The following is an 11994-nucleotide window of genomic DNA, read 5'->3' on the forward strand; positions in this document are numbered from 1 at the left end:
CCCCTTACTTCTTCTCCGGTGGGCCCGGCCGGCGCAGGTAGGAGTTCATCGCCCCCCGCAGGTAGAGCAGGCCAATGCCGGCGAAGACCACCACCGGGATCAGCTTCCACCCGGCGTGCAGGATGACGAGCGCCCCGATGGCAGCGGCGAACCAGGCCAGCGCGACGGCAAGGAGGAATCCCGGGGGCGAGGGGTGCTTGCCCACCACCGGCGGGCCGCGGCCTGCAGCGGGAGGCGGCCGGCGGCCACCGGGCTTGCCCTTGGGGGCGGGGCGACGTTTCTGCGGGCCGCTCACGCAGGGATCCTACTGCCGGCCCCGGCAGGCCCCGGCAATGATCCCCGGCAATGATCCCCGGCGACTGGGGCCCCGGGTAGGCTCCTCCGGTGGACACCCAGAAGCGGTTCATCGCGCTGGCAGGGGGAGCCGTCGTGCTCGCCGGCCTGGTGGTGGTGCTGGTGCTCGCCCTGACCCACCACAAAAGCGCCGCGGCCAAGACCCGCACCACGCCCACCCCCAGCGCGTCGCACGCTCCGTCCCCAAGCCCGACACCCTCCCCGCCCGCGCCCACGACCGCCCCGCCGCCGATCGCCGCCCCCCCGCCGACGGCCCCGGCGCCCACCGCCCCGGCGGCCGGGTCCGGGAACCAGCTGGTGCCCAGCTCGTACGGGTTCTCGTATCCGGCTTCGTGGTCGCTGTCCCGCCTGGTCGTGCGGACCGCGGCGGCCACCACCGCCACCGCCACCGCACCCTCGGGGCCCGGGCGGCTCGACTACCTGTCGGACACGTCGCCCACCGCGTACTACCCGGACCACACCGTGGACCGGGTTGGCATCGAGGCCGCCATCATCAGCCTGTTCCCGTGCTCCAAGTTCCAGTCGCTGTCGGTGGTGCCGAACAAGGGTTTTGTGTACACCTGCGCCCCGGGCACGACCGGCGGGGTGGCGGTCCACGTGAGCGGCACCGTGCTCGTCGCCCCCTACCCCAGGGGATTCCGCGTCCTCCAGGTGGTGGTGCCGGCGACCCAAGACGCCCAGGCGGCCGCCATCCTGGCGTCGTTCCATTGACGGTGGCCATTGACGCGTTCTTGACGGCAGCGGTGCGGACATTCCCGCTGGGAGCGGCCGATGCGCTGGTAACATCCCTGCAACCATGCGGCTGAAGGCCGGCGATCATGTTGATCGCTTCGAGATCATCGAGCCTCTCGGCGAAGGAGCCTACGCCGAGACCTACAAGGCACGGGACACCGCCAGCGGCCAGATCGTCCTGCTCAAGAGCCCCAACCCCCTGCTCTTCGCCGACCCCGCGATCCACCAGCGCTTCGTCCGGGAGGCCGAGATCGCCCGGAGCCTCAACCATCCCGGTGTGCAGCGCAGCATCGACCTGGCCGAGCACCGCAGCGAGCCCTACCTGGCCCTGGAGTACATCGAGGGGGAAAACCTCCGGCGCTGGCTGCGGGCCCACCCGACGCCGTTGCCGCTCGCCGATGCGGTGCGCTGGGGCACGGAGCTGGCCGAGGCGCTCGACTACCTGCACCGCCACCACATCGTCCATCGCGACCTGAAGCCGGAGAACCTTATCGTCACCCGGGACGGCCACCTGAAGATCATCGACTTCGGGACCGCCCTGTTGGAAGGCGCCCGCCGGCTCACGTGGCGCCACCTGACCGAAGCCCTCGGGACGCCGGACTACATGAGCCCCGAGCAGATCCAGGGCGAGCGGGGCGACCAGCGTAGCGACCTGTACGCCTGGGGCATCCTCATGTACGAGTTCCTGACCGGCCACGTCCCGTTCCAGGGCGACAACTACCTGGCGGTCATGGCCGGGCATCTGCAGCGCCACCCGCAGCCGATCCGGGAGGTGCGTCCCGAGGTCCCCGCCGACCTCGAGGCCGTCGTCCTCACCGCTATGCGCCGCTACGCGGACAACCGGTACCAGACCGCCGGGGAGCTGCTGGGCGACCTGCGCGCCCTCCGCCTGCCTGCTGGGGCCACGCCCCCGGCGCCGTCGCGGTCCCCCGTCGCCCCGGCAAGTACCGAGCCACCGCCCGCGCCGCCGGCGAGCGCCTTCCCGGGGATCGGCCCGCTGGGCGGCCTCCCGGCGCGCTCGAGCGGGGCGCCGGTATCCGCCGGGGCCGGCCCGACGTCCTTCCGGCCCAGCGGCGGGGGCGCCCCCGCGCCCACCTACGCCGCTCCGGCGCCGGTGAGCCCGCCGGGAGCGACGCGGCGCACGCTGCCTCCTCCGGCCCCGCTCCGGGCCACCGCCCGGGACCTCGGCCCGGAAAAGCCCATCGGGCGGCTCCCCGCCCCCCAGTCGAAGGGGGCCTTCTGGGGGTTCGTCGGCCTGCTCGCCGGGGGTTTCATCGCCCTGGTGGCCGTGATCATCCTCCTCAGCGTGGTCCTCCGGCACTAGCGCCCGGCTGCGGGCGGCGACCTCGACCACCCGCCCGCCCGAGGTGGAGGACTTTCGTCCCGGATTCCGGGACAAAAGTCCCGGAGTTTGCCTACCGCCGGGCCGGCACCGGCACCCGCAGCAGATCGGTTGCGGCAACAGTCTCGGCAAACCGCGGCTCCGCCTCTGCCCGGAACGACGCCTCGTCGGGGTGGCGCTGCGAGAAATGGGTCAGCACCAGGCGCCGGGCCCCCGCCCGGGCGGCGAGTTCGGCCGCCTGCCGGGCGGTCATGTGACCGGAGATCTCGGCCAGCGCATCCTCCCCGGCTGCGGTCAAGAAGGTGGACTCGGCCACCAGCAGGTCGGCTCCCACCGCCAGCCGGTCGGCGCCCTCGCACACCGCGGTGTCCATCACGAAGGCGAACACCTGCCCGGGCCGGCGCACGGACACCTCCGCCAGGGCGACGGTCCGGTCGCCCACCGCCAGGGAGCCCCTCGCCCTGAGCTCGCCGACCGCCGGCCCCCGTATCCCCCGGGCCTCCAGGCGGGCCGGCAGCATCCGCACGCCCTCCGGCTCCTCCAGGCGCCACCCGACGGCGTCCACCCGGTGGCGCAAGGGCGCCGCGACGAGCCGGACCGCGCCGAAGTCGTCCACCGTGCCGCCCGCCGCGTCCATGGCGACGGGGTGCAGGCGCAGGTCGGTGTGGTCGTCGAAGATCGAGGCGGTGCGCAGGCGGTCGAGGAACTCCTGCCCGGACGCCGGGTAGTAGAGGTGCACCGGGTGGGCCACCCGGTCCAGCGCCAGGCGCTGGATCACGCCCGGCAGCCCCAGGCAGTGGTCCCCGTGGAAGTGGGTGAGGCAGACCCGGGTGATCGCCGACGCCGGGATGCCGGCCAGCAGCATCTGGCGCTGGGTTCCCTCGCCCGGGTCGAACAGGATGCCCTCGGCGTCCCAGCGCAGGAAGCAGGCGGTGTGGCTGCGGGCGCGCGTGGGGGCCTGGCTCGCCGTCCCCAGCACCACCAACTCTCTCGCCGCCATGATTGCTGTGCATGATGGCGCCCATGGCCACCCAGAGCCCGGACCAGCAGGAATACCCGGCACCGGCGGACCGCATCGCCGCCTCCTTCGCCGCCGCCATCCTGCACAACCGGCCGCTGCTCGAGCGCCTGGGCGAGCTCCGCCGGCGCCTCTTCGCCTGCGCCGGGACCTTCCTGGGCGCTCTGGTCGTGGCGTGGATCGCCTACCCGGCGATCCTGGACCTGCTGGTCATCCCGCTGCAGCACCTGCCCGGGGCCACCCAGATCGTCGCCCGGGGCCACCTGGTGTTCACCTCGCCCACCGAGGCCTTCGCCGTCCGCGTCAAGGTCGTGACCTATTCGGGCGGCCTGCTCGCCTCGCCCGTGGTCCTGTGGCAGCTCTGGCGCTTCCTCGGCCCGCCCGGACCGGGTGCCAAGGCGAAAAAGGCCAACCGGGCGGCGTTCGCCCTGGTGGCGTCCTCCCTGGTGCTGTTCGCCGCGGGCGGGTTCGCCGCCTTCCTGTTCGTCTACCCGGCGCTCAAGATCTTCCTGTACCTGGGCGGCAGCCACATCGTCCTGGTGCCCCGGGCCTCCTCGTACCTCTCGTTCCTGCTGCTGCTCATCGTGGCCTTCGGGCTGACCTTCGAGTACCCCATGGTGCTGCTCGGCCTGATCTTCATCGGGGTCATCGACTCCCGGAGCCTGCGCCGCCGCCGGCGGCTGGCCTACTTCGTCCTGCTCGTCGTGTCGGTCGTGGTCACGCCTACCGTCGACCCCATCACCCCCATCGCCCTGGCCGTGCCGCTGGGGATCCTCTACGAGGCCACGATTGCCGTCGCCCGGCTCCTGAAGCACTGAGCCGCTGAAGCGCTGAGCCCGCCCACAGGCCCCTCGCAGCACCGGTTCCCGGGAGTGCCACTAGACTTGGCGACCCCTTGCACAGGGCCCCTTGCACGGGGAAAGGGGGTGAGCTGCGTTGGTGTTCTCGGCGGCCGTCCGGCGCCGATCGGTGAGGTACGCGGTCCTCGGCGCGGCCATGGCTGTCCTCGCCCTGGTCGCCTGCTCCGGCCCGCACCCGTCGGCCAAGCCCAAAGGTCGAGCCAGCCCGGCCGCCTCACCGACCGCGCCCGGCCCCGGGCTCTGCCCGCTGACCGACCTCCCGCCCGCCCAGGGGGCCTCCGCCACCCGGGCGCCGCTGGCGGTCAAGGTGGACGACTCCATCCCCCAGGCGGACCCCCAGTCGGGCCTCCAGGACGCCGACGTCGTCTTCGACGAGCCGGTCGAGGGGGGCCTGGACTGGTTCCTCGCCATCTTCCAGTGCGGGAATCCCTCCCGGGTCGGGCCGGTCCGCGAGGTCGAGGTGGAGGACCCGAGCATCCTCTTCCCGTACGCCCCGGTCCTCTATGCCAACGCCGGGACCAGCGCGGCGACCGCGGCGGGCATCACCTCGACCGCAGGCATCATCAACGTCGATGCCAACCACCAGGGGCCGGCCTACTCCCGGGACAACACCCGCCAGGCGCCCTACAACCTGTTCGTGGACCCCTCGGCGATCTGGGGGCTCAAGGTGGCCTCCCCGCTGTCGGCCGTGAAGCCGCAGTTCAGCTTCGTCAGCCCCACGGCGGCGATGTCCGACACCGGGGTGAGCGCCACGGCGGCCTCGCTGACGTTTACCCTGGGCCCCCGCGTGGGATACGAATACGATCCCGGGACGACGTCGTACGAGCGCCTGGAGAATGGCCACCCGCAGCTGACCGACGGAGGCGGTGCACTCCATGTCACCAATGTCGTCATCCTGTGGACCACCATCAACCAGAGCCAGGCGGCCGATGCTTCGGGGAACGCGGCACCGGAGCCGGTCGTTGTCGGACAGGGGAATGCCATGGTGCTGAGTGGTGGGGTGGAGCATGACGGCACGTGGTCCCGGGCCGATCCCGGCTCCCCCGTCGAGTTCCAGGACAAGTCCCACAACCCCATCCCGATGCTGCCCGGCAACACCTGGATCCACATCCTGCCCAGCTCGGAGGCGGCCTTTGTCACCTAAACCAGGCGGAGCCTGGGCGGAGCCGTGGGGAAAGAGCGGAGCCTTGGCGGAGCCGTGGGGAAAGAGCGGAGCCTGGGCGGAGTCAGCTGACGGATTCCAGCGTGGCTGAGAAGGTCCCCCCGTACCGGGACCGGATGGCCGGGACGGCCACCAAGCCCCGCTCCCGGCTCTCGATCCGGTCGTCGATCCGGTCCTCCAACGGCACCTCCACGGGCGGCACCTCCACGGGCGGCTGGCGGGACTGGCGCCCGACAGATGAGGACGCCGAGCCCAAGCACAAGACCCTGCCCCGTTCCTGGAAGAAGGCGGTCCGCGAGGTCTCGCTGCCGGACTGGCTGAAGGAAGCGCTGCTGTGGCTGCTCGACGTGCCCCGGTGGATCTACTTCACCGTCGCCGCAGTGTTAGTCGTGGGGACCCTGGCGGTCACCGTCACCGCGGTCGAGCTCTACGACTACCTCTCCAAGCCGGTGCCCATCCCCACCCCCATCCTCGGGTCGGCCACCGAGACCGGGCACATCCTCGCCGCCGACGGCACCCTGCTGGCCGACCTCCACGGGCCGGTGAACCGGCAGTCGGTGCCCCTGAAGCAGATGTCCCCAGCCATAAAGAACGCGGTGCTGGCGGCCGAGGACGCCAACTTCTACAAGGAGAAGGCGCTCGACTTCAAGGCCATCCTCCGGGCGGGCGTCAAGGACTTCTTTGCCGGGCACTACGTCGAGGGCGGCTCGACCATCACCCAGCAGTACGTGAAGCTGGTCTACGTCGGGTCCGCCCGGACGCTCAAGCGCAAGATCCAAGAGGCGCGGCTGGCCTACCAGATCGAGCGCCGGCTCTCCAAGGACCAGATCCTCGAGCGCTACCTGAACACGGTCTACTTCGGCCGGGGTGCCTACGGCGTGCAGGCGGCAGCCCTGACGTACTACAACGTGCCGGCGTCCCAGCTCACCGTCTCCCAGGCCAGCCTGCTGGCCGGGGTCATCGCGTCCCCCACCGCCTTCGACCCGGACAACAACCCGGAGGCGGCGGAGTCCCGCCGCCAGTACGTGCTGACCCGGATGGCGGCCGCCGGGTTCATCTCCTCCGAGCAGGAGACCAGCGCCAAGCAGAACGCCGCCACGCTGAGCCCACCGCCCGAGCCGAGCACGATCGCCTACGCCGACCCCTACTTCGTGGACACCGTCCGCCAGTACCTGTTCCAGAAGTACGGCGAGGCGACGGTGCTGGGCGACGGCCTCACCGTGCAGACCACCCTGGTCCCCTCCCAGCAGGCGGCGGCCGAGGCGGCGGTGCCCAAGGCGCTGCCCCACGCCGGCGACCCCTCCGCCGCCATTGTTTCCGTCGATCCCAAGACCGGCTACGTCACCGCCATGTACGGCGGAGCCGACTTCAACTCGAGCAAGTTCAACCTCGCCACGCAGGGCCGGCGCCAACCGGGTTCGGCGATGAAGCCCTTCGTGCTCATCGCCGCCCTGCAGAAGGGCATCTCGCCGCTGACCGTGTACAACGGCCCGGCGCAGATCTGCCTGGCCGGCTGGCTGCCCACCTGCGAGGTCAGCACCTACAACAACGAATCCTTCGGCCCCATCACCCTGGAATACGCCACCATCGAGTCGGTCAACACGGTCTACGCCCAGCTGATCATGCAGGTCGGCCCGCAGAGCGTCGTCAACGTGGCGAACGCCATGGGGATCCCGGGGCCCAGCTGGCTGCTGCCGTCCACGCCCGGCTGCCGGCCCGTGGGCAGCCCGAACTGCTCCGTCCACCTGATCGCCGAGCCGTCGCTGGCCCTGGGCAGCAACGACGTCTCCCCGCTCGAGATGGCCAGCGCCTACGCCACCCTGGCCGACCACGGCGTCTACCACGCCCCGAAGTTCGTCACCAAGGTGACCAACGCCCAGGGCCAGGTCCTGGAGAGCGGCCCCTCCCCGGCGGTGCAGGCCCTCCAGCCCAACATCGTGACCACGGTGGACCGCATCCTCCACGAGGTCGTGACGATGGGGACCGGCACCGGTGCCAACATCGGCCGGCCGGAGTCGGGCAAGACCGGCACCACCTCGGACTACCTGAACGCCTGGTTCGTCGGCTACACGCCCGAGCTGGCCACCTCGGTGTGGGTCGGCTACCCCAACGCCCAGAAGCCGCTGCTCAACGTCGAGGGCATCCCGCAGATGGCCGGCGGGACGCTGCCCGCCTCGCTGTGGGCCAGCTACATGAAGGCCGCGCTCCCGCCCGCGACGCCGGCCCAGCTGACCGCCGACGCCCAGGACCTGGGGCTGGTCAACGCGCCCACCGCGGCGGTGACCTCCACGGTGGTGGGCACCGAGACCGTGACCTCGTCGGTCACCACCAACCTGGTCGCCGGGAGCTGCGCGCTGCTGCCCTCCACCACCGCGGTGTCGGCTCCGCCCAGCCCCACCACCGGGACGGTCTACAACGCCTACCCGTACCTGGTGTGCGGCACCGGGCCGCCGCCCCCGCCGCCCGGCGGGACGGTCGCCCCGACCGCCACCACCACGCCCGGGACCGACGTGACCCCCTCGCCGGCCGACACCACCCAGCCCAGCCCGTTCCCGGGCGAGCCGGGCTCGGGGTTCGGGCCCTCGCCGACCCCGCCCTCAGGAGGGCTCTGCCTGATCCCGCTGCTGTGCTGAAGACGTGCCGTGCGAAGCCTCTATGACAGCGCTTCGATCAGCCGGCCGACCGGGCCCCCCAGGCCGTGGCGCTCGGCGATCCCCCACACCGCCGGGCCGATGGGCTCGGCCCCGCCGCCCACCCGCCGGGCGGTGACGTCGCCCAGCGGGGCGTCGGTCCGGATGCGCACCACCCGGTCGGCCCGGCCCACATAGTCCCGGTCCATCCGCACCCGCCCCAGCGGCCCCGCCGCCCGCTCGCCGGCCGCCTCCACCGCCTCGAGGATGGCCGCCAGGCTCCCGTAGCGGGACACCAGGGCGGCAGCCGACTTCTCCCCGATGCCCCTGACCCCGGGCAGGCCGTCCGAGGCGTCGCCCCGCAGGATGGCGAAGTCGCCGTAGGCCCGGGGCGGGATGCCGTAGGTCTGGGCGAGGTAGGCCTCGTCGACGAAGATCAGGTCACTGGTGCCCCGCCGGGGGTACAGGACCCGGACGTTGGGGTCCTCGACCAGCTGGAACAGGTCCCGGTCGCCGGAGAAGATCCCCACCCGCCCGGTGGTCCGGGCGGCCAGTGTCCCGATGACGTCCTCGGCCTCGAAGCCGGGGCACCCGATGAGGGGCACCCCGCACGCCGCCATCACCTCCTGGAGCACCGGCACCTGGGGGGCCAGCTTGTGCTCCGCCTCCACCGCCGGGCTTCCCGCGACGGTGCGGTGGAACTTGTAGGACTCGATGAGGGCCACCCGCCAGGCGGGGCGCCAGTCGGCGTCGTCGGCGCAGGCGAGGAAGTCCGGCCGCTGGCCCGCCACCAGCCCGGCCAGCATGTTGAGGAACCCGTAGACCGCGTTGATCGGGGTACCGGAGGGCGACCGCACCGTGTCCGGCGTGGAGAAGAGGGCCCGGTACAGCAGGCTCGGGGCATCGACCAGCAGGGTCAGGGGCTCGGCGGCCATGGCCGGGATGCTAGCCGCGCCCGCCGGGGGCCGGGGCCACCGGGTCCCGTGCCGCGGGCGCCACAATGAAGCCATGTCCCGCCTGGTCGAGGTCATCCTCCGGCTCCACGGTGCCGCCGCCTATGCCCTGATCTTCGCCCTGCCCGGCCTCGAGGCCAGCGCCTTCCTGGGCTTCCTCGTCCCGGGCGAGCTCGCGGTCGTGCTCGGTGGCGTCCTGGCGTTCCAGGGCCGGGTGTCGCTGGTCGGGATCGGCGCCGTGGCCATCGCCGGGGCGATCGTGGGCGACAGCATCGGGTACCTGGTGGGGGCCCGCTGGGGCCATGCGCTGTTCCGTACCCGCCTGCTGCGGCGCCTGGTGCGCCCGGAGCGCCGGCAGAAGGCCGAGGACGCCCTCCGGCGGCGGGGGATGTCGGCGGTGATCCTGGGCCGGTTCACCGCCGTCCTCCGGGTGATGGTCCCCGGGCTCGCCGGCATGGCCCGGGTGCCCTACCGGCGCTTCCTGGCCGCCAGCGTGGTGGGCGGTGTGCTCTGGGCCGGGGCGTTCACGGTGCTCGGCTACGCGGCGGGCGACGCCTGGCGCCGGGTCGAGCACCTCGCCGCGCGTGCCAGCCTGCTGGTGGGCATCCTGGCGGTCCTGGTGGTGGGCGCGGTCATTGCCACGCGGCGGATCAGCGCCAACGAGGAGCGGATCCGGGAATGGCTCCAGGCATTGGCCGAGCGTCCCCGCGTCGCCGCCCTCCGGGAGCGCTATGCCGGGCAGATCCGCTTCCTGTACCGCCGGCTGGACCCCAAGGAGGCCTTGGGCCTGTACCTGACCATCGGCCTGGTGCTGAGCGTGGCGGCCGGCTGGGCCTTCGGGTCCGCGATGTACGACATCCTGAGCAACCAACGTCTCGTTGTGGTCGACCTCCCGCTGCACCGCTTCGTCCTGTCCCACCGCAGCGAGGACCTGACCGGGGTGATGAAGGCCCTGGCGTTCCTGGGGAGGGCACCAGTGGTCGTGGGCCTGGTCGCGGCGGCGGCGGCGGTGACCGGGCGCCTCGCCCGCTCGGTGCGCCCGGCAGGCTTCGTCGTCGTGTCGGTGGCCGGGGGCGAGGTCCTCCGGCTGGCGGTGGGCGCGCTCGTGGGGCGCCCGGCTCCCACCGGCTGGCTCATCGCGCCGCCCGGGACCGCATTCCCCTCCGGCCACACAGTGGTGGCGGCGACCCTGCTGGGCGCGGTCGCCTTCGCGCTCTCCCTCCCCCCGGCGCGCTGGAGCCTGCGGGTCTGGCTGTGGGCCGCCGCCGCGTTCGGCGTCCTCCTGGTGGGCCTGTGCGCCGTCTACCTGGCGGTGGCCCACCCCTCCGACGTCGCCGGCGGTGCGGCGCTGGGCGCCGCCTGGCTGGCCGTGTGCGCCACCGGCTGGCGCACGTGGGAGCGGGTGCGCAGCCAGCCCCGGGCTACGGCGGTGTCGGTGGAGCAGGGGTTGTGACGGGCTCTGCAGCGCCTACTTGAAGAAGACGTTCATGAAGTCTTCCCACTCGGGCGGCACGATCTTGAGCTGGGCGGTCGCCTCCTCGAGCGGCACCCCCACCACGTCGTTGCCCCGCAGCGCCGACATCTGGCCGAACTTGCCCTCGGCCACCAGGTCGGCGGCCTTGACGCCCACCCGCAGGCCCAGGATGCGGTCGAAGAGGGTCGGCGCCCCACCCCGCTGCATGTGGCCGATGACGGCGAAGCGGGTCTCGATGCCGGTCTCCTTCTCGATGAGGGCGGTGAGCTGCTCGCCCACCCCCCGGTTGCGCAGGATCATGTGGCCGAAGTCGTCCAGCTCCTCGGCGGCGTCCTCGGTGCCCGGCACCTTGATGCCCTCCGAGGCGATCACCAGGGCCACCTTGTTGCGGGCGTGGACCGCCTTCAGGTGGTCGCACATCGCCCGCACATCGATGTCCGGGGTCTCGGGCAGCAGGGTCCAGTCCGCTCCCGCCCCGAGGCCGGTGTAGAGCGCCACCCAGCCGGCGTGGCGGCCCATGACCTCCAGGATCATGATCCGCCGGTGGCTGCGCCCGGTGTCCACCAGGCGCTCGGCGGCCTCCATCGCCAGGGTCACCGAGGTGTCGAAGCCGAAGGTGAAGTCGGTGGCGGACAGGTCGTTGTCCATCGTCTTGGGCACGCCCACCACGTGCAGCTGGTGCTGGGTGTAGAACTTCGTGGCCACCCCCAGGGTGTCCTCGCCGCCCATCGCCACCAGGGCGTCGAGGCCGAGGCGCTCCCAGGTGGCCAGGCACTTGTCGACAAATCCCTCCTTCTTGAAGGGATTCGTCCGGGAGGTGCCCAGGATCGTGCCGCCCTTGTTGATGATCTCCTTGACCTCGGGAAGCCCCAGGGGTGTCGTGATGCCCTCGACCAGGCCCCGCCAGCCGTCCTGCAGGCCGACGAACTCAAAGCCGTGGTCGATCCCCCGGTACACCAGGCCCCGGATCGCCGGGTTGAGGCCCGGGCAGTCGCCCCCGCCTGTGAGCACGCCGACCTTCATCGCCATTGCCTCCACCTCCGTGTGAGATCGAACCAACCGGGGAACGCGCTGCTGCTCGCGCTCGGGCTCAAGAGTCCGGGCGCAAGATTACCGGGAAGCGGGGGGCTCAGGCAGGGCGGTCCCTACGTGAACAGCGTCGCCGGGCGGGCGGTCGCGCCGTGGGGCCGGACATCGATGCCCGCCGCCCGGGCTCCGGCGATGAGGTCGGTCTCGGTGTGGAAGGCAAAGCCCACCACCTTCACCTCCGGGCGCTGCTCCCGCCAGGCGGCGGCACCGTCCAGGGCGCCGGGCAGGTCGAGATCCACGACAATGACGGCCGGATGTTCGTCAGCGCCCGGAGGCGGCATCTGGCGGCGGGCCACCACCTCGTAGCCCGCCGCCTCCGCAGCCGCCGCGATCCGGGACCGGGCGAGAAGATCGTTCACCACGAGGAGGGCCTGCACCCT

The 11994-nt window shown here is 72.4% G+C and carries 11 protein-coding genes; 6 read left to right on the forward strand and 5 right to left on the reverse strand.

Features of this window, described 5'->3' with window-relative positions:
- Positions 1–4 precede the first annotated feature (4 nt).
- Entirely contained in the window at positions 5–295 is a 291-nt protein-coding gene (locus VFW71_05035; GenBank protein HEU5002127.1) for a hypothetical protein, read from the reverse strand.
- Between the two features lie 89 nt (positions 296–384).
- On the opposite strand from VFW71_05035, the gene VFW71_05040 reads away from it, so the two are divergent.
- The gene (locus VFW71_05040; protein ID HEU5002128.1) at positions 385–1065 is read left to right on the forward strand and encodes a hypothetical protein; all 681 of its coding nucleotides are present in this window, start codon (positions 385–387) and stop codon (positions 1063–1065) included.
- An 85-nt stretch (positions 1066–1150) separates the two neighbouring features.
- Positions 1151–2410 carry a serine/threonine-protein kinase gene (locus VFW71_05045; protein HEU5002129.1) on the forward strand — a complete coding sequence of 420 codons (1260 nt, stop codon included), beginning with the start codon at positions 1151–1153 and terminating at the stop codon, positions 2408–2410.
- A 91-nt stretch (positions 2411–2501) separates the two neighbouring features.
- Here the strand turns inward: VFW71_05045 and VFW71_05050 are convergent, their stop codons facing one another.
- The gene (locus VFW71_05050; GenBank protein HEU5002130.1) at positions 2502–3428 is read right to left on the reverse strand and encodes a ribonuclease Z; all 927 of its coding nucleotides are present in this window, start codon (positions 3426–3428) and stop codon (positions 2502–2504) included.
- 11 nt (positions 3429–3439) lie between these two features.
- Between VFW71_05050 and tatC the strand changes: the two genes are divergently transcribed.
- The 3 genes from tatC (at position 3440) to VFW71_05065 (ending at position 8101) form a co-directional block, all read left to right on the forward strand.
- Complete coding sequence (gene tatC, locus VFW71_05055) at positions 3440–4264, forward strand: twin-arginine translocase subunit TatC (GenBank protein HEU5002131.1); 825 nt, start codon at positions 3440–3442, stop codon at positions 4262–4264.
- Positions 4265–4415: 151 nt separating this feature from the next.
- Positions 4416–5450: a DUF3048 domain-containing protein gene (locus tag VFW71_05060; GenBank protein ID HEU5002132.1), complete on the forward strand. Its 1035-nt coding sequence runs from the start codon at positions 4416–4418 to the stop codon at positions 5448–5450.
- A gap of 101 nt (positions 5451–5551) precedes the next feature.
- A complete protein-coding gene (locus VFW71_05065; protein ID HEU5002133.1) occupies positions 5552–8101 on the forward strand; it encodes a transglycosylase domain-containing protein in 2550 nt (849 codons plus the stop codon).
- Between the two features lie 20 nt (positions 8102–8121).
- Here the strand turns inward: VFW71_05065 and VFW71_05070 are convergent, their stop codons facing one another.
- Positions 8122–9033 carry a 5'-3' exonuclease gene (locus tag VFW71_05070; protein HEU5002134.1) on the reverse strand — a complete coding sequence of 304 codons (912 nt, stop codon included), beginning with the start codon at positions 9031–9033 and terminating at the stop codon, positions 8122–8124.
- 73 nt (positions 9034–9106) lie between these two features.
- Between VFW71_05070 and VFW71_05075 the strand changes: the two genes are divergently transcribed.
- Positions 9107–10504 (forward strand): VTT domain-containing protein, encoded by a 1398-nt coding sequence (locus VFW71_05075; protein HEU5002135.1) that lies wholly within the window; start codon positions 9107–9109, stop codon positions 10502–10504.
- 15 nt (positions 10505–10519) lie between these two features.
- Here VFW71_05075 and VFW71_05080 read toward each other — a convergent pair whose 3' ends face one another.
- On the reverse strand, positions 10520–11554 hold the full coding sequence (locus VFW71_05080; GenBank protein ID HEU5002136.1) for an ATP-dependent 6-phosphofructokinase: 1035 nt from the start codon (positions 11552–11554) through the stop codon (positions 10520–10522).
- A gap of 116 nt (positions 11555–11670) precedes the next feature.
- Positions 11671–11991 carry a hypothetical protein gene (locus VFW71_05085; protein ID HEU5002137.1) on the reverse strand — a complete coding sequence of 107 codons (321 nt, stop codon included), beginning with the start codon at positions 11989–11991 and terminating at the stop codon, positions 11671–11673.
- Between the last annotated feature and the right edge of the window lie 3 nt (positions 11992–11994).

It is taken from the genome of Actinomycetota bacterium, assembly GCA_035765775.1.
Lineage (GTDB): Bacteria > Actinomycetota > CADDZG01 > JAHWKV01 > JAOPZY01 > DASTWV01.

Bases quoted from the DNA above. Each gene is read 5' to 3' on its own strand.
- VFW71_05045 (HEU5002129.1), top strand. From the start codon at position 1,151: ATGCGGCTGAAGGCCGGCGATCATGTTGATCGCTTCGAGATCATCGAG.
- VFW71_05050 (HEU5002130.1), bottom strand. From the start codon at position 3,428: ATGGCGGCGAGAGAGTTGGTGGTGCTGGGGACGGCGAGCCAGGCCCCC.
- tatC (HEU5002131.1), top strand. From the start codon at position 3,440: ATGATGGCGCCCATGGCCACCCAGAGCCCGGACCAGCAGGAATACCCG.
- VFW71_05070 (HEU5002134.1), bottom strand. From the start codon at position 9,033: ATGGCCGCCGAGCCCCTGACCCTGCTGGTCGATGCCCCGAGCCTGCTG.
- VFW71_05075 (HEU5002135.1), top strand. From the start codon at position 9,107: ATGTCCCGCCTGGTCGAGGTCATCCTCCGGCTCCACGGTGCCGCCGCC.
- VFW71_05080 (HEU5002136.1), bottom strand. From the start codon at position 11,554: ATGGCGATGAAGGTCGGCGTGCTCACAGGCGGGGGCGACTGCCCGGGC.